Here is a 25,094-nt window from a genome sequence, read left to right as displayed (position 1 = left end):
ATTTTGTACAGAAAGCGATTTATTGCGCCTAGGAGGCGCTAGTCGGTACTAGAAATATGATCGAAATAAAAAAGGCTACCCTACTGTGCTGTAAAGTAACCTTTATATCGTCTTGTGCTCAGATTTTAGGACTTAATCCCAAACGCCTCCTTAATAGCATCCACATAGTCCAATTTCTCCCAGGTAAACAATTCCACTTCCACGGTTTTCTTCTCACCGTTGGAGCTTTCGAATGTTTTGGTTATGGTTTGGGGCGTTCTTCCCATATGTCCGTAAGCTGCTGTTTCTGAATATATCGGTTTGCGAAGTCCTAAGCGGGTTTCGATGCCGTAAGGTGTCATGTCGAATATTTCACCGATTTTTTGAGCAATTTTGCTATCGTTAAAGTCGACGTTGCTTGTGCCGTACGTATTTACATAGATTCCCATAGGGTCTTTTAAACCGATAGCATAGGATATCTGCACCAGTATCTCGTCCGCAACACCTGCTGCTACGAGGTTTTTAGCAATATGACGGGTAGCGTATGCTGCAGAGCGGTCTACTTTAGAGGGATCTTTTCCGGAGAATGCACCACCACCATGTGCTCCTTTTCCTCCGTACGTATCCACGATAATCTTACGGCCGGTCAAGCCGGTGTCGCCATGCGGCCCGCCGATCACAAATTTTCCCGTAGGATTAATGTGAAACTTGATGTTGTCGGTAAATAGGGCCTGCAACGCTGGTGTCAGTTGTGCCTTTACGCGGGGGATCAGGATGTTTTTAACATCGTCGGTAATTTTCTCCCGCATTGCTGCTTCAGTAGCGAACTCATCATGCTGTGTTGAGATGACGATCGTGTCGATGCGTTGCGGTTTATGGTCGTCACTATATTCTAATGTTACTTGCGACTTAGCATCTGGGCGTAGATAAGTAATCTCTTTATTCTCCCGGCGCAATGCAGCTAGTTCGTATAATAACCGATGAGCGAGGTCTAACGCCAACGGCATATAGTTTTCGGTTTCGTTGCTCGCGTACCCAAACATGATACCTTGGTCGCCGGCGCCCTGTTCCTGTTTTGTTTGGCGATCGACGCCTTGATTGATCTCCGCAGACTGTTCGTGAATAGCCGACAGCACACCACAAGAGTTTGCCTCAAACATATACTCGGACTTGGTGTACCCTATTTTTTGGATAACCGAGCGGGTAATTTTCTGTACATCTAAATAGATGTTGGATTTCACTTCGCCAGCTAAAACAACCTGGCCGGTCGTTACTAAGGTCTCAATAGCGACTCGGGCATCTTCATCCCACGCCAAAAAATTATCAATCAACGCATCGGAAATCTGATCCGCTATTTTATCAGGGTGTCCCTCCGACACCGATTCGGATGTAAATAAATAAGCCATTACTACATATTTCTTTTGTGATTGAACGTACGGAAGGAGTTGTCTAAGTAGAAGTGGAAAAACGACCCAAATTCTGGTTTTAGCACTTTTTTTTACTGTGGTTGCAATCTCCTTCTGGCATATTAGTCAATATGCAGCACGCAAATCAGTCCACATTTTTCGTGCACAAAAGTACAATTCTTTATTTGAATAATACGAATGGAAGCGAATTTTTATGATGCATATTTTAATCGATTTTCTCCTTTAGATATTTGCATTATTAAAATATTCCACATACATTTGAACATACTTTAAATGTTCATACATTAAAATCAGTAACAGCTATGTATTATAAACCCCTTTTCTTTTTTTTCTTAATCAACTGGGCTTTCATTTCTGGCAGTCAAGCGGAAAACATTATTTGGCAGCTTGGTGAAAACAACAACAGTGCAAAAGAATTTGCGCTTGCGCCCAATGAATATAAACGTTTTCTGGAAAAAGATTTTGGATATGAAGATCGTTATTTTCTTATTGGACTTTCTCAGCTGAATCAAGATTTCCCTTATATCTTACCTGGGCCGGCAGATTCTTGGGGTGGTACCGGACCTACATCTGGCTGGCGGACACATGATGTCAATATCCTTTTTGGGTTGGGAAAAGTGCCACAAAACGAAAAATGGACACTGGTTTTGGATCTTGTTGATAACCATCAAGCCCAGACATTAGTAAAAGTAACCGTCAATCATAAAAGCAAGACATTCAGATTAGGTAAGAATGGCTCGGCAGAATCACTACTTGGGAATACATCCCAAGCAAATGAATCTATTCTCGAACTGGGGTTAATGAGCGATGATTTAAATGAAGGAGGCAATATGGTAACGGTCAGTGTGCTGGAAGGTTCATGGATTATATTCGACCATATAAAACTGGAAGGTCCGCAAAGAACACAATTGCTTAGCCACGACAAAGTTTTTATTCGGCAGGTATCAGCCGCCGATTATCAAACAACGAACCAAGGTCAGCAATATCAACCGTTATTAGTAGATGTTGAACATTTAAAAGAAAGACCTGAGCTAAAGGTGCTATTGGATGGAAAGCAAATATTTGCCGCACAGCTAGACACGGGACGCTATATTTATGAAGCGTTAATGCCGGCTGTATCCAAAAGTAAAAAAAGTAAATATAAGGTAGTGGTCGATGGTAAAGTCGAACAGGAAGGTGTCGTTTTGCGGAATAAACAAAAACAGCAAACGTTAGCCGGATATGTTGATACAAAGATTGGCACTGCCCACTCGCGATGGATGATTGCTCCTGGTCCATGGATGCCTTTCAGCATGGTGAAAATAAGCCCGGACAACCAAAACATGGGCTGGCAGGCCGGCTACCAACCCACCTTTGAATCTGTCGGAACATTTAGCCATATTCACGAATGGACCATGGGAGGTCTCGGTCTTATGCCGGTCAATGGAACGCTAAAAACAAAAATAGGCGATGAAAGAGATAATAATTCAGGCTATCGGTCGGCGGTGGATAAGTCTACCGAACGTGCACCGATAGGCCGATATGAGGTATTATTGACCGATTATGATATTAAGGCAGAGATGACAGCGACAACCAGGGCAAGTTTCTCTCGTTATACATTCCCGCAGGATAAAGATGGTAGGGTGATGATCGACATGCATATCCATGCGGAATACGATTATCAGTTAGTAGATGTAGAAATAAACAAAGTAAGTGACTACCGCATTGAAGGCCGAAGCCATCAGATATCTCCCCGTCCGCATGTGTGGAGTAATGATGCCGATCAGGATTATGTTGTTAACTTCGTCATCGAGTTTGACCGCCCGATAAAAAATGTAGGCGGATGGATCAATGAAGAAGTGAAATCTGGAGCCGCTAACATTAAGGGAAAAAACCTAAAAGATGCCGGTATGTTCGTGGAATTTGAGACATCAGATCAACCTGTCGTACAAGTACGCACGGGTATTTCCTTGGTGAGCATAGCCAATGCTTCAGAAAATCTAAAAACAGAAATCACAGATCCTTTTGGGTGGAGTTTCGAAGCGGTAGAAAATAACCAGATAGCCGTATGGAATAGCTATTTCGATCGTATAAAAATTCAGACGAACGATAGAAATGAGAAAATAAGGTTCTATAACAATATGTATCGGTCTATCTGTAGTAGAAATACCTGGAACGATGTCAATGGAGAATGGATGAGCGCTGATGGCGTTAAACAAAGACTAAAAAATCCCGAACATCGTGTCTTGGGTTGTGATGCGTTCTGGAATACATTCTGGAACCTAAATCAGTTCTGGAACCTCGTCGTACCCGAATGGTCTTCCCGATGGGTCAATTCACAATTAGCGATGTATGATGCCAACGGTTGGCTGGCAAAAGGTCCGGCAGGGATGAAATACATACCGGTCATGGTCGCCGAGCATGAAATACCATTGATCGTAGGTGCTTACCAGATGGGCATCCGCGATTTTGATACCGAAAAGGCCTTCGAAGCGGTCAACAAAATGCAAACGACCCCCGCACAGCCCGTGGCTGGAGGATTTGCCGGAAACAGGGACCTGCTACCTTATCTGCAATATTCGTATGTCCCTTCCGATAAAGGACGGTTTTCGAATACCCTGGAATATGCTTATGATGACTGGACCGTGGGCCAATTTGCAAAATCGCTTGGCAAGGAAAAGGAATATCAGATCTATAATAATCGGGGAAGCTGGTGGAAAAATGCGATTGACAAGGAAACGGGTTATGCCAGGTTAAGAGATAGTGAAGGGAAGTTTGAATCGCCTTTTGACCCGTTTCATTCCGGTAAAAACCACCATTATGTGGAAGGAAACGCGTGGCAGCTGACGTATTTTGTTCCGCAGGATGTAAAAGGATTAGCGGACTATATCGGTAAGGACCGATTTTTAGAGCGCTTGGAGTGGGGCTTCAATGCCAGTGAGCATTGGCGATACAATGCACCAAACGACCAGTACTGGGATTTTCCCGTCGTACAGGGCAATCAGCAATCCATGCATTTTGCGTTTCTCTTCAACTGGGTAGACAAACCGTGGCTCACCCAAAAATGGTCCCGCTCTATTATAGACCGCTATTACGGCAGTGGCCAGGCCAACGCCTACCTTGGTGATGAAGATCAAGGACAGATGAGCGCCTGGTTTATTATGGCTGCTTTGGGACTGTTCCAAACGGATGGAGGCTGTAGCGTCGAGCCGGTCTATGAAATAGGTAGCCCGATGTTTGAAGAAATAGAAATCAACTTAGGCAACAGATATGGCCGCGGGGATAAATTCATCATCAGCGCAATAAATGCTTCGCGCAAAAATGTGTATGTGCAACAGGCGACCTTAAATGGTAAACCGCTTCAAAGCTTTAAGTTCTCCGCGAAGGAATTGCTTAACGGAGGCAGTCTAGTGCTGGAAATGGGTCCGACGCCCAATAAAAACTGGGGAGTAGAACAGTAAAGCAATCCGTATGATCCGATTTTTCTTATTCATTATATTACAGATCGGCCTCCAATGGACCTTGTTGTCTGCACAGGAAACCTCGATATGGCAAGAGCTTTCCGCGTCGCATATACAAGTGTCTGCCAGCAGCGAGTTTGAACATTTCGCCGCAGAGAACCTACTTACAGACAAAAGCTTTGTACAAGGAAGACTGGTCAAGAATGCGCAGGGCAGAGACATGTGGCTCTCTAAGGTAGCGGAACACAATGTACAAGGCAACCAACAGGTGCCGAAGGGTAAAGGCTGGATTCTATTCGAATTTGATAAACCGTATATCTTGGAACAAATGGGGATCTGGAACTATAATCAAAATGACCATACCAAAAGAGGACTGAATAAAGTATATATTCACTATACGCAAGATGACAAACACTGGAAACCTCTCCGTAATGGCGAGAAAGACCATTTCTGTTTTCCGGAATCGGGAGGTTCTTTCGAACAGGACATGGATCTTTCCATTGCTTTACGCGGATTGGAAATAAAAGGTTTATGGATAACAATCGACGCCGACTCCGGGAATCATTATCACGTTCCTCATAATGCCGGCATTCTACAGGATGCCGAGCGAAGAGCACAGAACATCAACTATTATGGATTGGGCAAAGTCAGGTTCTATACACGAAAAAAGCTGCCGATCGGCCAGCTGCCGAAACTGGACGGCCTGCAGTTCATAGCTGCCCAGGGGTACCGAAAAACACTGGATGGTCCCGCCCGTGAATTTCGTCTAACCTTCGACCAGCCGCTATACACAGGTGGAAAACTGCGTCTTCAGTGCAGAGGACAACAGAAGATCCTGCACATTCCTACAAGCGAAAGAGGTCTTTACGAATTCCGTGGAACGCTAACAGCGGGGCTCATGGAAAATGAAGAGCAGCTACAGTTGGCCTTTGAAAGCCTCCAAGGAAAGATAGAAAAGCAATTGAATATACCCGGGGCACGTAAATGGGAAATACATTTCTTAGCGCATTCACACCAGGACATCGGTTATACGCACAGACAGGCCGAGGTTTTACGGCGCCAGTGGGACAACCTGGAGTTAGCACTTGATTTGATTGATCGGACGGAACACTATCCGCCACATGCCCAATTCAAGTGGAACACGGAAGCGACCTGGTATCTACACGCTTACTTGCAGCAGTATGAAGACACACCTAAAGCGGCCAGATTGAAACAGGCTATTCGGAATGGCCGTATTGGCGTGGACGCATCTTTGGGCAGTATGTTGAGTGGAATAAGCCGGCAAGAGGAGCTTATGCATTATTTTGATGATGCCCAGACGTTGGAGAAAGAATTGGGCATGGAATTCCAAAGTGTGCTGTTCAGTGATGTGCCTGGCGCTGTATGGGGTATGACATCCGCGTTGGCACAGAATAAAATCAAATATTTTTCGTCGGCACCAAACTATACGCCAAGTTATCCCGGAGGCGGCAGCCGACTGGCACATTTCCATAGGATATGGGGAAATAAACCGTTTTATTGGACCTCGGCCTCTGGAAAAGATAAAGTCCTGTATTGGGCAACAGGTACCGGATATTCGCTCTTTCACAGTTGGATATACGACCGGCTATCGGTATGTGGCCTCGATCCGATATGGGAAATCCTCCAGAATATGGAAAATGAAGCGTATCCCTATTCTATTTCGTATATGCGCTATACCATACACGGTGATAACGGGCCACCGGATCGCGAAATGGCGGACGTGATCAAGAAATGGAACGAGACCTACGCCTACCCTAAATTTTCCATCTCTACTACCGAGGAAGCATTCGAAGCATTGGAAGGGCGCTATGGAAATGTACTGCCTTCCTATGCTGGCGACCTCTCTCCGGTTTGGGAAGATGGTGCGGCGTCAAGTGCCCGGGAACTGGGTATCAATAGGAGAACGGCTGAAAAACTCAACCAACTTGAAGTACAGTGGACTATCTTATCCCCAACAGATTTTCCAACGGAACGATTTAAAGTAGGGTGGAAGTATGTTAACTTATTTTCGGAACATACGTGGGGAGCGTCTAACAGCTTCCACGATAAAAATAGCGCGTTTACCAAAGATTTATGGGAAGAGAAAAAAGGTTATGCGCTGGCAGCAGACAGCATCTCCAGAACGTTGGAAGCGGAACTGATGGACAAAATCCGCCAAGAAGAGGGCGACTATATACAAGTACTCAATAGCAACTCCTGGGTTCGAACGGATTTGGTATCTTTTGTTTCCTATCGGGATCTGCACAGCTTGTCCATTCAGGACGAACAGGGCAATATTTTCCCACTACAGCAACAGCAGAACGGGAATTGGTGTTTTCTCGCGAAAGATATCCCGCCTTTGGCCTCCCGGGTATACCGTTTGGTCAACCATAAACGGAATTACCCGTTGACCTTGCAGACTCAGGATGATGAGATGGCAAGCGACCGGGTAAAGATTGGGCTGGACGAGCAAGGTGTGATTACATTACTGACATTTGACAAGGATCCGCATAATTATGCTGGAGCGGAGGGTTTAAATGGATTTGTACATTCCAAAAGAGGATTGGAGGAACTTTCAGATGAGGTTACGAATACTATGGTCCGTATCATTGAAAATGGACCTGTATTCGCGGTGATTCGTATAGAATCGGACGCTCCGGGATGCGAAAAGTTATATAAGGAATTAACCTTGATACGGGGTATAGACCGACTAGATATAGCGAATATCATCGATAAAAGTGAAACCGATGGTTTCGAGAACCTGCGGTTCCATTTTGATTTTAATGTGACCAATCCCGAAATCAATCTGGATCAAGCCTGGTGTTCTATATTCCCCGAGCGGCAGCAACTACGTGGCGTAAACAAAAATTATTATGCTGTACAAAATCAACTTTCGGTAATGAATAGCGATAGAGCGATCGTGCTGACCACGACGGAAGCTCCTTTTATAGAGCTCGGTAACATGAGTGCGGAGGGTTGGCGTACGCAAAGCCGTTCGCGTACCGATTGGCAGCTTAGCGCTTCACTCGGTAGCAGCCATATATATTCTTGGGTAATGAATAATTCATGGACAACCAACTATAAAGCCTCACAGCCGGGCATAACTTCCTTTCATTATAGCATTTCTCCATCTAGCCCGGATAACTTGGCAGCCCATAAGCGAAAAGGAACAGAGGCCGTTCAAAAACTGACGACGATATGCACATCCAATAAAATGCCGATTGCTACTCCTTTTGAAATTGTAGGGACAAAACAAGTGGCACTTTCGACCATGAAGATGATCGATGGAAATCTCTTCCTGCGGCTGTTTAACCAAGATGATGCGACATCCCGTTTCCAGATAGATTGGAAAAACTTTAAACACTACCATAAATATAATTGCGATAACAAAGGACAGATCATCAGCAAACTCGATGAGGAAGATCTATGGTTAAAACCATATGCTGTTCAGAATATATTGGTCACCCTAAATAATGTCACGAAATGAAAAAGATATTACTCTACATACTATTTTTATCGATTTGCTTACCGAGTGCAGCTTTCCAGCATCAAACTGCAGATAGCTTAACCGCCTATGTAAAAACGGGCATAGGAACGGCGCATTCCAGATGGTTTCATTATGCTCCCGCTTCGGTACCTTTTGGTATGGCCAAGGCAGGCCCTTCGACAAACGGGCATTATGGAAATACCGGTGGCTGGCAAGCGGTGGGATATGATCCACATCATACATCCATCGAGGGTTTCCCAAATTTCCATGAATTTCAAATCGGCGGGGTTGTTTTCGCACCCGCAACGGGCAGACTGCTGACTTACCCTGGGAAACTGGAGACCCCGGAAGACGGATATCGCTCTACCTTTGATAAAAAAGATGAGTTTTCTGCACCGGGCTATTACGCCGTGTATCTAAAAAAGCATCAGGTAACCGCAGAACTCACGGCGACGAAACGGGTGGCTTTCCATCGCTATACTTTCCCCCGCTCCAATCAATCGCATGTGCTCTTTGATATCGGAAATAGACAGGGAGAAAGCGGCCCCGTATTGGATGCCTACGTCGAATATGACGGCGGATACCGCATCGAGGGTTATGTGATTACGAATCCAGTATATGTGGATATTTATCAAAAGGGAGCTGATGTCAAAATGTATTTCTCGGCGGTGGTTGACAAAAAACCAACGTCGTGGGGAACGTTTAAGGGAAAGACAAAAACCGAAGGTAAACGAAAAGAAAAGGGTGTGGGTGCCGGAATTTATCTAAGTTTTGACACGGAAGAGCAAGAAAAGATCGTCATAAAAGCGGGGTTATCCTATACATCGATAGAGAATGCACGCCAAAATCTAAAGCAGGAAGCGGACGAGCTCTCTTTCGAACAAGCCAAAATACGCGCTTCGCAGGAGTGGAATAATATGCTGGGCAGGATACAAGTGGAAGGGGGTAAACAGGACGATAAAATAAAATTTTACACCGGTTTGTATCACGCGTTGTTGGGCCGGGGTCTGGCTAGTGATTGCAATGGAGCATACCCTAAAAATGATGGCAGTATAGGGTATATACCTACCGATATCCATAACGTACCTATCCATCAACATTATAATACCGATGCCATTTGGGGGGCATTCTGGAATCTCACACAGTTATGGTCCTTAGTCTATCCCGAATATTACGACGATTGGATAAAAAGCCAGCTCCTGGTGTATAAAGATGCTGGATGGCTAGGCGATGGTATAGCGGCTAGCCGGTACGTCTCCGGTGTAGGGACGAATTTCACCAGTCTGGCGATCGCCGCAGCCTATAATGTAGGTATCCGGAATTTCGATGTACAACTCGCTTACGATGCCGCACGTAAAAATGAATTGGACGGTCACAACCGGATTGCCGGAGCGGGCAAGCTCGATGTATCGCAATTTGTGAACAGAGGATACTCGCCTTATGCGGATGAACTGCACATGCAGACCACAGCGGCAGGTTCAGGTTTCGCCGCTTCGCATACCTTGGAATACGCATTCAGCGCCTATGCGGTAGCTAATTTTGCAAAGGCGTTGGGAAAGCGGGAGGATTATAAAAAATTAAAAAAACTGTCGCATGGCTGGCGTCTGCTGTATGACGATAAGTTAGACTTGATCCGTCCGAAAGACAGTCTGGGTAATTTTATCGAGCATTTCAATCCACAGGAGCCCTGGCGCGGATTTCAGGAAGGAAATGCCATACAATATACGTTCTATGTACCTCATCATATCGAAGATTTAGTCCGTAAAATGGGTAGAAAAGACTTTGTTAACCGGCTGGACAGTATTATGCTCTTATCGGAAGAGGATTACTTCGGTGGCGGTAAAACACTGGATGCTTTTTCTGGTTTGCAGGCTGTTTATAACCATGGGAATCAACCCAACCTCCATGTTTCCTGGCTTTTCAATTTTGCAGGAAGACCTGATCTGACCCAAAAATGGGTAAGGGCCATATGTGATAAATTCTATGGTGTATCGGATATACATGGTTATGGTTTTGGACAGGATGAGGATCAGGGACAATTAGGGGCTTGGTATGTGATGGCTGCTATGGGACTCTTTGATGTCAAAGGATTAACGGCGGAAACGCCCACTTTTCAATTCAGCACGCCGCTTTTTGAGAAGATCCGCATACAGCTAAATCCGGCATATTATCTTGGTGAAAGATTGTATATCCTCACAAAAAGAGAAAGCGAGGACGCAAGATACATACATGATACGCACTTTAACGGGAAGAAAGTCAACGGATTCGAAATCAAATTCCACGATCTCGTTAAGGGCGGTGAATTAAAATTTAATAGCAAAAACAATCCTAAACGATAAAACAACATGAGAAAATATAGCTTACCTCTTATGCTATGCACCATGCTGGCATGTTTGAACCATACGAATGCGCAGGTAAAAAAAGAGGGGAATAAAAAGCCCAATATCGTCTGGATCATGTCTGATGATCATTCCTTTCAAACGATCAGTGCGTATGGACACCCTATTTCTAAATTGGCGCCAACACCGAATATAGACCGAATAGCGGAAAACGGCGTCGTATTCGACCAAGCTTTTGTAGAGAACTCAATTTGTACGCCCAGCAGGGCTACCTTGCTGACGGGTATGTATAGCAAAAATCATGGTCAGATGTTTTTTGGATATGGTCTGGATACGGGCAAAACGTTCTATTCCGAATATCTGCAAAAAGCTGGGTATACTACAGCGGTATTTGGAAAATGGCACTTAGCCGCAGAACCGAAAGGTTTTACTTATTATGATCTTTTCGACGACCAGGGAGATTATTATAATCCGGCCTTCCGAAACCCGACTACAGAGGGAAAATACATACAGGAAAAAGGGTACGCCACCACACTGGTTACCGACCATGCCCTTACTTGGCTGGAAAAAGAAAAAGACAAGGAAGAACCGTTTTGCCTGGTCATTTTACATAAGGCTCCACATAGAAACTGGATGCCTGATCTTAAAAATTTATATGCTTATGAGGATGTGACTTTCCGGGAGCCCCCAACGCTATTTGATGATTACGCGACCCGCGGAGGGCAGATGGACGTACACGAACTTAGTATCGCACAACACCTGGGGTATGCTTTCGATCTAAAGGTCGAAGCGTTAAAAAATGAGCCTACGCTAGACTATATCAGAGATAGCTGGGCGCTTGCCATGGATAGACTGGATCCTGAACAACGTAGAGTATGGGACGAAGCCTACCGCTCCATCCACCACGATTTCCTACAGAACAGACCGGAGGGTAAGGCGTTAATCAGCTGGAAGTACCAACGCTATATCCGGGATTATTGTAAAACTGTAAAGTCTGTCGATGACGAGGTGGGTCGTGTACTGGATTATCTGAAAGAAAATGACCTTGAAGACAACACGATTATTGTCTACACATCGGATCAAGGGTTTTTCATGGGAGAACATGGCCTCTACGATAAAAGATTCATGTATGAAGAAAGCTTCAGAACGCCTTTAATTATAGCTTATCCCGGTCATATTGAAGGTGGACAGCGTACGGACAAACTTGTACAAAATATCGATTTTGCTCCTACTATATTGGATGCCGCCGGGATAAAAATCCCAGATGACATGGACGGCCGATCACTGATGCCCATCCTCAGAAAAGATAGAAACCTCCAATGGAGGGATGCGTTATATTATGCATACTACGACTATCCAGCTGTGGGTGGCGTGCGACCGCATTATGGCATACGGACCGATCGCTATAAACTAATCCATTGGAAAAATGTAGACCCAAAGACGAAGCAAACAGAATTCGACCACTGGGAATTATATGATCTTAAAAAAGATCCTTTGGAGATTAATAATGTATATGATAAAACCACCTATCACCAGATTCGGCAAACGCTACGGAAAAAACTGGAACCTTTTGCAACGAATAAGTAATGCCTGCGTATACTATAGAAGCTATCTTTCAGCTTCTATAGTATACGTAAAACTATCTGCACGGTAATAACCTATATTGTATTCAATAGGCCTACCTTTATCGTCATAAACAAATCTCTTTCTGACCAATATCGGATCGGTTGCCTTGATTTCGAGTTTTTGAGCAACCAAGTCTCCCGCTAGCCGCGCATACACTTCTTCTTTGGACGTCTTTACGATGACGCCGAAATCTTTCTCGAGAATCTCATACAAAGGACGTCGGAAGTTTTCGTCAGACGACAAGGGTATATCCGGATTGAAATAAGAAACGAAGTAGACAAAAGGATAACTGGTATTGCCACGGACGCGCTCCATCAGCAAGCATTTGGTGTTTTCTTTCTCCTCCAGCATAAAGAAATTGGAAATTTCTGTGGGGGCATCGGTATAACGAATATGCAATTCAAAATTTTTAACCTCTATACCCAACATCTTCATTTCTTGGGAGAAGCTCAACCAATTTTTTATACCACCTACAATTCCCTTGCGTACGACTCTCGTTCCATGCCCTCTTTTACGCAACAGTAATCCTTCATATACCAACTTATTGATAGCTTGTCTCAATGTATTCCTTGAAATGTTCAACATTTTAGCGAGCTCAACTTCAGTGGGAAGTAGTTTACCGGCTTTGTACTCTTCTTTTTCGATCAGTTGCCTTATATATGTTTCTGCTTGAATATGAAGCGGATCTAGTTCTTTTTTGTCTAATGAATTGCTTTTCATGTATGCCTAATATATCAAAATAGCCAAATTTTAGGTAAAAATATGAAATAAAACAATATTTACTCAAAAACAGTTTGACAAATAGAAATAAATTATATATTTGCACATACTTAATTTGTTCATACATTAAATAAGACAAATGACTGCTCAAAAAAAACGCTCAAATTATGACAAGTATCCCGCTACCATTATATCCGGTCAGATACACACTGGATGGGATAATATTCGCTCTATTTTCCGTCCACTTATAGAAAGTAATGGTATACTGGCTATTGACATGTATGTAGGCGTATACGAGTCCGAAATAGCGGAAGCTTTAGAAGTCCTTCATCCCGATAAGGTTATCCTCACCCGAGATTTATTAAAATCAGAAGAGGAAATCCGAAATATGACAGCCCCGTACGTTACGGAAGACATTTTGTTTGGCTATGTTACGCCTCTTAAGCTGGTTGACTATTTTGATCCGGAAGCGTTGGCTGCTGCTAAAGAATGGTTGGAACAGCACGACGGCAATGCTATCGTGTTAGGTATAGGTGCCTCGCTGATAGCTCCTGCTTCTGCGACGTTGGTCTATGCCGATCTGGCCCGCTGGGAACATCAACTCCGCATGCGAAAAGGAAGCGTACATAGCATCGGTATAGATAACAGCAAAGATACTTTTGAGAGCCAGCACAAAAGATGTTATTTCAACGACTGGTTGATCTGCGACACACATAAAGAATCTCTATTTGACCGTATCGCATTCTGGATAGACACCCATATAGAAGATGCACCTAAACTCATCGATAAGGCAACATTTATGCGGGGGATTGATGAAACGGTAAACCGCCCTTTTCGCGTAGTGCCATTTTTTGCGCCAGCGCCATGGGGTGGACAATGGATGAAAGAGGTTTGTGACCTGGACAGAGAGGTCGCCAATTATGGCTGGTGCTTCGACTGTGTACCAGAGGAAAACAGCCTTTTGTTTTCTATTGAAGGAACCACATTTGAACTCCCATCGATAAATGTGGTGCTGCTCCGTGCGAAGGCATTGTTAGGAGGACCTGTAGAATCTCGCTTTGGAAAAGATTTTCCTATCCGGTTTGATTTCTTAGACACGGTAGGCGGTGGGTACCTCAGTTTTCAGGTACACCCTACTACCCACTACATACGCCAGCATTTTGGAATGAAATATACCCAAGATGAAAGCTATTATGTGCTGGATGCCAAAGAAGACGCGATGGTATATCTGGGCTTGAAGAACGAAGTGGACAAAACACAGATGGCACAAGACTTACGCGATGCGCAGAAAAGTATCATGCCGTTTGACGCGGAAAAATATGCCAATAAAATACCGGTGAGAAAACATGATCATTTTTTGATCCCCGCCGGAACGGTGCATTGCTCCGGACCGGAGACCCTGGTGCTGGAAATAAGCTCCACACCCAACCACTTTACCTTCAAAATGTGGGACTGGGGAAGACTAGGGCTCAATGGCAAACCTCGTCCTATCAATGTGGAACGTGGTCTGGAAGTAATAGACTGGGAAAGGGATTACGACTATACCATGAAATATCTGGTGAATACCATAGAGGCGGTAGACAGTGGCGACGGCTGGTCGGAAGAGCGGACAGGCCTACATGATCATGAGTTTATAGAAACCAGAAGGCACCGATTTAACAAAAGGGTTGTCCATTATACTGGCGACAGTGTAAATGTACTTAACTTGGTCGAAGGGGAGGAAGCTATCGTAGAAAGTATAGATGCAAGTTTCGAGCCCTTTATTGTACATTACGCCGAGACCTTTATCATTCCGGCTCACTTGGGACAGTATAGCATACGGCCATATGGAGCGTCCGAAGGAAAGGAATGCATGACTATAAAAGCGTACGTTCGTTTCAAAGCATAAAATCTGGATAACATGAGCACCAAAACAAATCGCATCAACGTATTTATCCCTATTCTACTCAGCTTTTTTGTAATGGGCATGGTCGATATCGTAGGCGTGTCTACAAATTTTGTCCGGGACGATTTTAACCTAGGTACATTTGCCGCGTCGGCACTACCTATGATGGTGTTTTTATGGTTTGCCGTATTTTCTATCCCGGCAGGCCTGCTGATGAATAGATACGGACAGAAAAACATGGTCGTCCTTTCCATAGGCATAAGTATCGTCGCATTAACCATACCGTCGATTTATTATACATTCCCCAGCATGCTCTTTGCTTTTATTTTACTGGGTATCAGCAATACCATATTGCAGGTGGCTATCAATCCACTGGCAAGCAACATCGTAAGTGACGACAAGCTGGCGGGCATGCTGACCTTTGGCCAATTCACAAAAGCCATCGCTTCTTTTTTAGGCCCCATCCTCGCCAGTTTTGCCGCTTCGTATTACGGTGATTGGAAGTTGGCCTTGCTAACGTATGCTTTCATATCAGCCGGCACGGGAATCTACCTCTATTTTACACCTATTGAAGAAAAAATACGTCACGGGGAAACATCCGGTTTCGGAGACATTATCAGGCTGCTGAACGACAGGAATACCCTGCTGCTTTTTTTGGGTATCCTTGTCCTGGTAGGTATCGATGTGTCCATGAACACATTTACGCCCCAATTGCTTATCGAAAAATTAGGCATGGAAACAGATAAAGCGGGGTTAAGCTCCAGCCTGTATTTCGGATCACGCATAGCGGGCTCTTTTCTGGGCTCTTTTCTGTTGTTACGCATTGCTCCGGCTAGATTTCTGAAAATCAATATGCTGGTAGCTATATTGGGTGTGTTGCTACTCCTGTTCACCCAAACAAATTCAATGATTTACTTGGGCATTGTCATTATTGGATTTTGTTGTGCCAACGTCTTTTCGATTCTGTTTACCTTTGCGCTGCAACTGAAACAGGATAAACAAAATGAGATATCGTCTTTAATGATCATGGGTGTAGCTGGAGGTGCTATCATTCCGCCTATCATAGGCTTCGTCACCCAAAAAACGGACATTACATTCGGCTTCAGCTTATTATTGATACTTGTGCTTTATCTTCTGGCGATTTCCTTTAAGTTCGCACCTAAAAACATCCAATAATGTACCAATTTGACAACAGAACTGTACTCACACTAGATGCCGGAGGTTCCAACTTTGCGTTTTCGGCTATACAAGGCAATAAAGAAATTATTCCCTCATTTACGCTGCCGGCCTCCCCAAATGATCTGGGTAAATGTCTAAAAATATTAATCGAAGGTTTCAGCCGTTCGGTCGCACTGCTCCAAACGAGCGGCTTGCAACCTCCGGTGGCGATAAGTTTCGCCTTTCCCGGTCCTGCCGACTACAAAAACGGAATTATAGGTGATTTACCCAATTTTCCTGCTTTTCGTGGCGGTGTACCATTAGGCCCTTACTTACAACAATATTTTAAATTGCCGGTATTTATAAATAACGACGGCAATTTATTTGCCTATGGAGAAGCGTTGGCTGGTGCGCTGCCGGCGATCAATCAACTTTTGGAAAACAAAAATAGTGGCCGGAAATACAGAAACTTAATTGGATTGACCTTTGGAACGGGCTTTGGTTCAGGGGTGGTGATCAACAACGTCTTACTCGACGGAGATAATGGCTGTGGTGGTGATATCTGGACTTTCCGGAACAAGCGATATCCAACAATGCTGGCCGAAGAAAACGTAAGTATAAGAGGGGTTATACGGGAGTATGGCAACCTCGCTGGTGTACACGCTGCTGACCTTACCCCTCAGGATATTTTTGAAATTGCAGAAGGCAAAAAGGAGGGGTATCAACAAGCGGCTATCCGAAGCTTTGAACTGCTCGGTGAGGTGGCGGCTGACAGTATAGCCCATATGATAGCCATTGTGGATGGGTTAGTGGTATTGGGAGGTGGACTGATGGGGGCTCAAAAATTCATTATGCCCGCGCTCATGGAGGAGCTGCGGACATCCTTGCATACTTTTTCCGGAGACTCCTTCAATCGAATGGAGGCGCAGGTCTTTGATTTAACAGATGTCAACGACCAGCAGAAATTCTACGCTAGCGCGTCCGAAAATAGATTTATCTCTTTCAAGAACGCCGAATCGGTGGAAATGGACATTAGATATAACGAAAGAAAACAGACTGCCATAACCGTTTCTTCCCTCGGCACGAATCAAGCCATTGCCATTGGTGCCTATAATTTTGCTCTTCATCAACTTGATCATGATCAATAAACCATATAACTAATTTGTTGGTACATAATAAAAATATAATGGGTTAGAGATTCGTTTTATATGAAGAGCAAAAATATTACATGCTAACGTGTTTTTCATATGGAAACGAATATAAACACTGATTATTAATTACTTATATTGTAAAAAGCTGTTCATCCGTTATCAAAAAAAATAAAAAATAACGAGTTTTTTATTTTGATATTAAATATGTACAAATTATATTTGTATGAACATATAGATAAAACGATATCGATATGTGAGCTTATCCCCATATTTTGCGATGGCGGATAGAGAATTTAAAAATACCATACTATAAACCATGAAAAGATATGAGCAAAACGAATACTCCCATCAACGGATCTTTATTATTCATTTCCAATAAAACCTATAAATAAATGTACAGAATAACAGTTTTAACATGGACGCTGTTTCTGATAGTTACAGCATCATTTGGACAGGGCCAAAATCCAGTCGCCATAAGCGGTGTAGTACAAGACAAACTCGGGCCGCTCAAAGGAGTCACCGTTAGTGAAAAGAACACTAAAAATACGACTACGAGTGATGACAAGGGAAGGTTCACCATTACCGTTGCCCTAGGAAGCACGCTTACCTTTCAATATATAGGTTACAAACCCGTAGAACACCTTATTACGACTACGGACGATATCCGGATTAACATGGAGAATGATAACCAGATGGTCGAAGAGGTTGTGGTGGTGGGATATGGTCAGCAAGCCCAGAAAACGATGACAGGGGCGGTATCTGCTATTAAAGGCGAAGAGATCGTCACGACCAAAAATGAGAGTCTTCCCAATATGTTGACAGGTAAAATTCCTGGTTTGCGTGTCGTACAGAATTCGGCTGAGCCGGGCCAGTTCAATAATTCGATGGACATACGTGGGCTGGGCTCCCCACTGATTGTTATTGACGGTGTACCCCGTAATAACATGGCACGTCTCAATCCGGAAGACATAGAGAGCATTTCGGTATTGAAAGACGCCTCAGCTGCGATATATGGTGTAAACTCGGCAAATGGTGTTATACTCATTACGACCAAAAAAGGAGCGCAAGGGGAAATCGATCTTAGTTATTCCGGCAGCATGCTCTGGCAACGGCCATCAAATTTTCCAAAACTGGTAGATGCCGTAGATTGGATGACACTCTATAACGAACGAAGCTCCCATAATGTGGATAACCCTACCCGCCCGTATACGGATGAACAAATAGAACAATATAGAAGTGGCGAATTGAAAAGTACGGATTGGGTGTCCGCTATATTCAGAAATAGCGCCCCACAGCAGATGTATACCCTTAATGCATCGGGGGGAAGCGATAGAATATCGTTTTATTCCAGCTTAGGGCTGCAAAAACAGGAAAGCTTTTTACGCACCAACGCTATTAATTACGAAATATTCAATTTGCGATCGAATATTTCGGCTAAAATAACGGACAATCTGGTGTTTGACATGAATCTTGCCGGTACGTTGGATGATCGCCAATCAACACCTTATAGTTCGTCGGATATTATCCGCGGCATGTGGCTCATGCAACCTATGGACCGGGTATTCTATGATGACGAACAGACAAAATATTGGCAACCGTCAAATGGGGGATTACAAAATCCGGCGGCTATGATGGATGGTGATCTGGTAGGTAAAAACGAATACCGAAGCAAATGGTTCCAATCCAATTTCTCTTTACGGTACGATGCTCCATTCCTAGATGGGTTATATGTAAAAGGGTTATATAGCTACGACTATACCTTAAATGAAAATAAGGAATTCAGTAAAGCTTACCAGCTCTATGACTCTGGAGGAAACCCAAGGACATGGAACGCCCAAAGTGATGCACCTAACCGTGTGGCAAGGTATTTTTATGGAAAAGATGCTAACCTATGGAATGTGCAAATAGGCTATGAAAAACAATTTGAAGATCATTTCATCTCGTCCATGGCGCTCTTTGAAAATACCCATCGGGAAGGCGACAACTTCTACGGCAGTAGGCAGTTGGCGTTACCACTGGACCAGATATTTGCGGGAATAACGGATAAAATGCAAATAAATCAAAGTGTAAGCAGCGGTTCGTTATACGATTATGCTTATCATGCATACGTCGGTCGTTTAGCTTATAACTATAAGAGCAAATATCTCTCGGAGTTTACTTATCGGTATGAATCGTCTTCACGGTTTTCGGGACAGTCGGGTTGGGCAGGCACGCCTGCCATCATGGCGGGCTGGGTGATATCGGAAGAAGATTTTATAAAAAATTCTTCTTTAAATTTCATAAATCTGTTCAAGGTAAGGGCATCCTATGGGAGAATGTTGGATGATGCCGCAACAAATGATTACAACTTCTTAACAGGATATTACTATCCTGCCACCGGCGGAAGCAGTGTCAGCTTACCTTCCGGATACGTATTCGACGGAAATTTTATCAACAGCTCCAGCGATAAGGGTGTTGCGAATAGAGCGATCACCTGGTATAAATCAGATATGTTCAACTTAGGGCTTGACTTTGATGCCTGGACGGGTAAATTCGGCGGTACATTAGAGCTTTTCCAACGCAAACGACACGGCCTCTTAGCTACCCGTAGCCAGTCGCTTCCCGGTATTGTTGGTGCCGCCCAACCTCAGGAAAATCTCAACAGCGACTTGACAAAAGGTATCGAACTTGAATTATATCATGCAGATAAATGGAAGGACCTTTCTTACAGGATTGCCGGAAACATTTCTTACACACGCGTAAAAACACTGCATTTTGAACGAGCTAGAGCGGGCAACTCTTACCTAAACTGGCGTCAGAATAATAACCAACGTTACAATAACATTTGGTGGGGGTATGCGGGCAATGGTATCATTACGGATTGGGACGACCTATATTACAATACAACCTATATCAGTCGAGGTTCGACATTGGGTGACTATCAATACCTCGATTGGAATGGTGACGGACAAATTAGTGACCTGGACGTCCATCCGCTAGCTGTCAACGGCATGGTACCTTTGATAAACTATGGTATCACATTGTCTGCCAGCTGGAAAGGAATTGACCTCAATATGTTGTGGCAAGGGGCGGGAAAACGGTATTTTGCTGCGAGGGAATTTTTATACCAACCCCTGTGGTCGGATACTAATGCATTGACCGAATTTCTAAATCGGTGGCGCCCCACAAACCCAGAAGCGAGTCCTTACGATCCGGCTACAGAATGGATAGAGGGAGATTATGCTTTTACGGGCACGAATCCGAATTATAATTCTGAATTTAATATTCAAAATGCAGCTTATATCCGATTGAAATCGATAGAATTAGGATATTCCCTTCCTTCGGACTGGCTGACCAAAGTTAACCTTAAAAAGGTGAGGCTCTATGTAAACGCTTATAACCTGTTAACATTCACTAAACTAAGATATATGGACCCGGAATTCTATTCTAATCCAGATGTATCTAGAGGCGGCCTAGGCGATTATGGATATAGCTATCCGTTAAACAAAACAATATCAGTCGGTTTAAACGTGAACTTTTAACTTCAATGACCATGAAAGTACATCAATTTATATATGCATTCTTCTTGTTGGTAGTAGCCGGTTGTACGAAACTGGATATACCACCTAAGAATATCATCAGTGATCCCGAGATTTTTGGGACAAGTGAAGGCGTTTTAAGTTATATGGCAAGAATGTATAGTACACTGCCCATGGAGGATTTCCGGTATAACTATGAAGCAAGCGGGCTATTTAATAATGGGGGAACAAAATACAAACAACAATCTGCATTGACTGGCGAAGCACTCGGAAGAGATACGCAGGGAGCCGATGCGGAAAACGCAAGTTATTGGGATGCTGCATATACCGCTATCCGGACAGCAAATATGCTCTTGGAAACGCTTCCGCAATACCAGGAGTTTCATTCGGAAGAGGAGGTTAAAACTTATTTAGCGGAGGCCCGGTTTATCCGAGGTTTTATTTATTATTCTCTGGTAAAGCGTTATGGAGGAGTTCCTAAGGTGGATATGGTCATCGATTATCCGGCTTCGGTAAGTCTCGAAGAGACCTTGTTGCCCCGTGCTGCTGAGGAAGAAATATGGGATTTTATAGGAGAGGATCTCGATTTTGCAATGAACAACCTTCCAGAAAACAATCAAAAGGGTAGGGCGACAAAATATGCGGCAGCAGCATTCAAATCCCGTGTTATGCTACACGCCGGTTCGATAGCCAAGTATAACACAATTGAAGAAATTGACAGAGGAAACAGAATCTGCGGAATACCGTCTCAAAGGGCAACGGAATACTTTAAAGCTGCATATGAAGCCAGTAGGATTCTGGATGAGACAACGAAGCACCGCTTGTATAAAGACGAATGGGTAGCTGGCCATGCCGAGGCGCAAGCGCAAAATTTCACCAATATTTTCCTCAAAGATACTTACGAGAATATATTTGTACGCTACTACAAAGATCCCGAAAGTCTGCACAATTTTGATGACTCGGCACAGCCTATGCAAACTTCTTCCGGTGGAAATAACTCGGAACTCTGCCCTACCTTGGACTTTATCGAAATGTTTGATGGAATCGAAAAGGATGCAAACGGTCATTTTGTGTTTTTGGATGCAAACGATAAATACAAATTGTATGAATCTCCGTTAGATGCATTTGTCAATGCAGAACCTCGATTGAAAGGTACGGTTATTCTGCCGATGTCCGAATTTATGGGGCAGACAATTGATATACGAAGGGGGGTATGGACGGGATCGAGTCAAAATGGTATTTCGCCTTTAATGCCTGCTGGTAGTGTGGTGAATTATACAAATGTCTATAATGAATCGAGTCCGCTTAAGCTTTCGAGCAATTTTGCTTTCAACAACGACCCGGGCAATCAGATTACGCTGAAAGATGGCAGCAGAAAAAAGAGATCTGGCGAAAGTGGTGTCGTATCTGGTTGGGATTTTGGTAATATCAGCGGATTCTATCTGCGAAAATACCTCAACCCTGAACAGACAGATAATAACGGAAATAAATCGACGCAGAGCTGGATAGAGATACGCTATGCTGAGGTATTGTTGAACCGGGCAGAGGCAGCCTATGAACTACTTACAGCTGGAGCGACTTCGCCTGGTGGAGGAGATTATAGGCAAGATGCCTTTGACTGCATCAATCAGATAAGAGAAAGAGCCGGCGCAACACTTTTGGTTTCGCCCAGTGCAATAAATAGTATAGAGACCATCCGTACAGAACGTAGAAAAGAACTGGCATTCGAACACAGAACATATTGGGATCTTAAACGATGGAGAATTATGGAGGCCGAACAGAGCAATAAGCGCTATAGAGTATTATATCCGTTTTATTCTACAGATGCCGACAGATATTTTCTGGATGCCCGCTACATGGAGTCTAAAGGTGGTGCGGCAAATTATATCTTCAATTTTGACAGTCGTAACTATTATCAAATGATTCCGCCTGCGGAAATAACAAAAAATCCGAATTGTAAACAAAACCCGGGGTATTAATGAGCGGTGTATTTATTTTAAAAAAAGACTTTTAACGATATGAAAGCATTAAAACTTCTTACAAATATATGTTTGTTGCTCTTCATGACCACGGGTTGTGAACAGGACAATTTTCCGGCGCCTCAAGAGACCTTTAAAGGGAAGTTCGTCGACAAAAACAGTGGAAAGCCATTTCAGACAGCAATTGGGAATACGGGGATACGTATTCGAATGATGGAATACAGTTGGGACGATAATCCCCAGCCTTATGATTTCAATTGTAAAATGGATGGCTCATTTTATAATGATAAGATTTTCTCGGGTTCCTATGGTGTCAGGCCATCAGGAGCGTTTGTGCCGCTTGAAGAAGAACGTTTAGAGATAAAAGGGGTTGTTGAGCGCGTATATGAGGTAGTACCCATTCTTCAAGTAGAATGGATGGGAGAACCTGTTTTAAATGCCGATAGAACAGTAACCTTTAAGGTTAAAATTACATACGGAAGTGAAGATCCCCGATACCGGACGCCGTTGGTAGAATCGAGGCTATTTGTTAGTGAAAACCAATATGTTGGCGACTTTAGCTTCAGCACGAATTATACCATTATATTAAATCCGGCCCAAATGGGATTAACAGCATCGACCATATTGGATGATGATGGCGTTGTATTAACCATTACGACTGCTCAATCCCAAAAGGCTTTCCCGGATTACAGCAGAAAATATTTTTTTAGATTCGGAGCACGCTCACAAATATCTTTTGATGCCACAAATAGATATAACTATACCGACGTCAAAGAGGTACTTATTCCGTAGAAAGAGTAAACGTATTTATAACGTATTTTATAGAGACACAACATAGTGTCTCTATTTTCTTTTTACCGGAGCATACACGTTACACGAGTGTACACGGTATTGCACAGACCCCGATTAACCTTTAATGCCGCATCCGGAGATTTGATAACTGCAGAAATTTGTTTTTAGTACTACCCCTTCCTATCAAATATCCGAAGCGGAGAGGTTTTGGTTCTTTTTACGGGAAAAAGTAACAAAGAATCCGTTATCTTTACTAAACTATTTCGGATGAAGATATGCGTCAACGTAAGCGAATATTGTTTGTTATCAACCCAATCTCGGGAGGGAAAAAGAAGACCGCGTTTAATAAGCAGGTGTTAGAAGTGCTGGATCTGGAGAAATTTGACCCGACATTTAAGATCACCGATCACGCCAATCATGCTTTTGAGCTCGGAAAATCAGCGATTGAGGAAGGGTATGATGCAGTTGTAGCTGTGGGGGGGGATGGCACCATTAACGAGCTGGGATCAGCGATTTTAGGTACGGACATGCCTTTGGGAATTATTCCGGAAGGCTCTGGTAATGGTTTGGCGCTTTACTTGGGGATTCCACTCAACGAATCTGCTGCCATCCGACGGATAAACCGTTTCGAGACGACGGCAGTCGACACGGGTGTGGTTAACGGAAGGCATTTCTTTAATATTGCCGGACTAGGTTTTGATGCGTCGGTGAGTGACCGCTTTGCAGCAGATAATATCAGGGGGCCGATCGGTTATCTACGTTCGGCGATTAATGTACTCAGTGATTTCCAGCCCAGCACCTATACGTTGACGATAGATGGGAAAGAATATCGGAAAGAAGCGTTTATGGTCAGTGTGGCTAACTCACCCCAGTATGGCAACAATGCATATATAGCGCCGCAAGCGTCGATTAACGATGGTCTGCTGGATGTGTGTATTGTAAAGAAGTTCCCACTTTATCTCTTTCCAAAAATGGTGTTCCATTTGTTTACGAAGAGTGCGGACCAATCAGAATATGTGGAAATTATTCCTGGAAAGGAAATTATCATTTTACGAGATGGAAATGGTCCGGTGCACGTCGATGGGGAACCTGTGGAAATGGGAGAAAAACTGGAAATCACCATACAACCCAAGTCGCTGAAGATAATTTGTTAAAAAGAGTTAAATAATTTAACATTAAAAAATGTATATGGCTAAACAAAAAAAACAACGATTTGAAGGGATTGTCTATTCCACAGCGAATGATTTTGAATATGTGGACGCAGAGGGAACGGCCGCAGAAGAGACAATACCTATTACGCAGCAAAAACTAAAGGTCTTATTAGACCGTAAGGCTCGAAAAGGAAAAGTTGTTACAATTGTACAAGGTTTTGTCGGGACAGACGATGATTTGAACGAACTGGCGAAAAAGTTAAAACAGAAATGTGGCGTGGGAGGAGCGGCAAAAGACGGAGAGATTTTGATCCAAGGCGATTTTAAACAAAAGATTTTTGATTTGCTAACAGGTGATGGGTATAATGCGAAATTGGTTGGAGGTTAGTGTTTTATGGTGAATGTTAAGCGTTGACGTGGACGAAAACCAGATTATTGGCGT

14 protein-coding genes are annotated in these 25,094 nt (G+C 43.6%); 12 read left to right on the top strand and 2 right to left on the bottom strand.

The features are described from left to right. Positions 1-125 precede the first annotated feature (125 nt). Positions 126-1,385 carry a methionine adenosyltransferase gene (gene metK / locus EWE74_RS16060; RefSeq protein WP_130142622.1) on the bottom strand — a complete coding sequence of 420 codons (1,260 nt, stop codon included), beginning with the start codon at positions 1,383-1,385 and terminating at the stop codon, positions 126-128. A gap of 323 nt (positions 1,386-1,708) precedes the next feature. Here metK and EWE74_RS16055 point away from each other — a divergent pair, with 323 nt between their 5' ends. Genes EWE74_RS16055 through EWE74_RS16040 form a run of 4 tightly spaced genes read left to right on the top strand, consistent with a single transcriptional unit; the run spans position 1,709 to position 12,259 of the window. Further along, positions 1,709-4,846 (top strand): GH92 family glycosyl hydrolase, encoded by a 3,138-nt coding sequence (locus EWE74_RS16055; protein WP_130142621.1) that lies wholly within the window; start codon positions 1,709-1,711, stop codon positions 4,844-4,846. 10 nt (positions 4,847-4,856) lie between these two features. Next, positions 4,857-8,333: a glycoside hydrolase family 38 N-terminal domain-containing protein gene (locus EWE74_RS16050; protein WP_130142620.1), complete on the top strand. Its 3,477-nt coding sequence runs from the start codon at positions 4,857-4,859 to the stop codon at positions 8,331-8,333. Continuing rightward, positions 8,330-10,672: a GH92 family glycosyl hydrolase gene (locus EWE74_RS16045; RefSeq protein WP_130142619.1), complete on the top strand. Its 2,343-nt coding sequence runs from the start codon at positions 8,330-8,332 to the stop codon at positions 10,670-10,672. The genes EWE74_RS16050 and EWE74_RS16045 overlap by 4 nt, the downstream gene beginning before the upstream one ends. Positions 10,673-10,678: 6 nt before the next feature. Next, complete coding sequence (locus EWE74_RS16040; RefSeq protein WP_130142618.1) at positions 10,679-12,259, top strand: sulfatase family protein; 1,581 nt, start codon at positions 10,679-10,681, stop codon at positions 12,257-12,259. Positions 12,260-12,280: 21 nt separating this feature from the next. On the opposite strand, the gene EWE74_RS16035 is transcribed toward EWE74_RS16040, so the two are convergent. After that, positions 12,281-13,018, bottom strand: coding sequence for a GntR family transcriptional regulator (locus tag EWE74_RS16035; RefSeq protein ID WP_130142617.1), 738 nt, complete (start codon positions 13,016-13,018; stop codon positions 12,281-12,283). 139 nt (positions 13,019-13,157) lie between these two features. Here EWE74_RS16035 and EWE74_RS16030 point away from each other — a divergent pair, with 139 nt between their 5' ends. The 8 genes from EWE74_RS16030 (at position 13,158) to EWE74_RS15995 (ending at position 25,040) form a co-directional block, all read left to right on the top strand. Continuing rightward, positions 13,158-14,906: a class I mannose-6-phosphate isomerase gene (locus EWE74_RS16030; protein ID WP_130142616.1), complete on the top strand. Its 1,749-nt coding sequence runs from the start codon at positions 13,158-13,160 to the stop codon at positions 14,904-14,906. Between the two features lie 12 nt (positions 14,907-14,918). After that, positions 14,919-16,079, top strand: a complete 1,161-nt coding sequence (locus tag EWE74_RS16025) for an MFS transporter (RefSeq protein WP_130142615.1) — start codon at positions 14,919-14,921, stop codon at positions 16,077-16,079. Next, positions 16,079-17,209 (top strand): ROK family protein, encoded by a 1,131-nt coding sequence (locus EWE74_RS16020; protein ID WP_130142614.1) that lies wholly within the window; start codon positions 16,079-16,081, stop codon positions 17,207-17,209. The genes EWE74_RS16025 and EWE74_RS16020 overlap by 1 nt, the downstream gene beginning before the upstream one ends. 395 nt (positions 17,210-17,604) lie before the next feature. Next, positions 17,605-20,733, top strand: a complete 3,129-nt coding sequence (locus tag EWE74_RS16015) for a SusC/RagA family TonB-linked outer membrane protein (RefSeq protein ID WP_130142613.1) — start codon at positions 17,605-17,607, stop codon at positions 20,731-20,733. An 11-nt stretch (positions 20,734-20,744) separates the two neighbouring features. Next, positions 20,745-22,709, top strand: coding sequence for a RagB/SusD family nutrient uptake outer membrane protein (locus EWE74_RS16010; RefSeq protein WP_130142612.1), 1,965 nt, complete (start codon positions 20,745-20,747; stop codon positions 22,707-22,709). 39 nt (positions 22,710-22,748) lie between these two features. Next, positions 22,749-23,501 (top strand): DUF3823 domain-containing protein, encoded by a 753-nt coding sequence (locus tag EWE74_RS16005; RefSeq protein ID WP_130142611.1) that lies wholly within the window; start codon positions 22,749-22,751, stop codon positions 23,499-23,501. Between the two features lie 275 nt (positions 23,502-23,776). Then, complete coding sequence (locus EWE74_RS16000) at positions 23,777-24,655, top strand: diacylglycerol/lipid kinase family protein (protein WP_130142610.1); 879 nt, start codon at positions 23,777-23,779, stop codon at positions 24,653-24,655. 34 nt (positions 24,656-24,689) lie between these two features. Then, entirely contained in the window at positions 24,690-25,040 is a 351-nt protein-coding gene (locus EWE74_RS15995; protein WP_130142609.1) for a translation initiation factor, read from the top strand. Positions 25,041-25,094: the final 54 nt, after the last annotated feature.

Origin of the sequence: Sphingobacterium corticibacterium, assembly GCF_004208525.1 — a bacterium.
In the GTDB taxonomy this organism is placed as follows: domain Bacteria; phylum Bacteroidota; class Bacteroidia; order Sphingobacteriales; family Sphingobacteriaceae; genus Sphingobacterium; species Sphingobacterium corticibacterium.
Note: the sequence above shows the minus strand (reverse complement) of the source record. Positions and strands in the feature narration are given on the sequence as shown.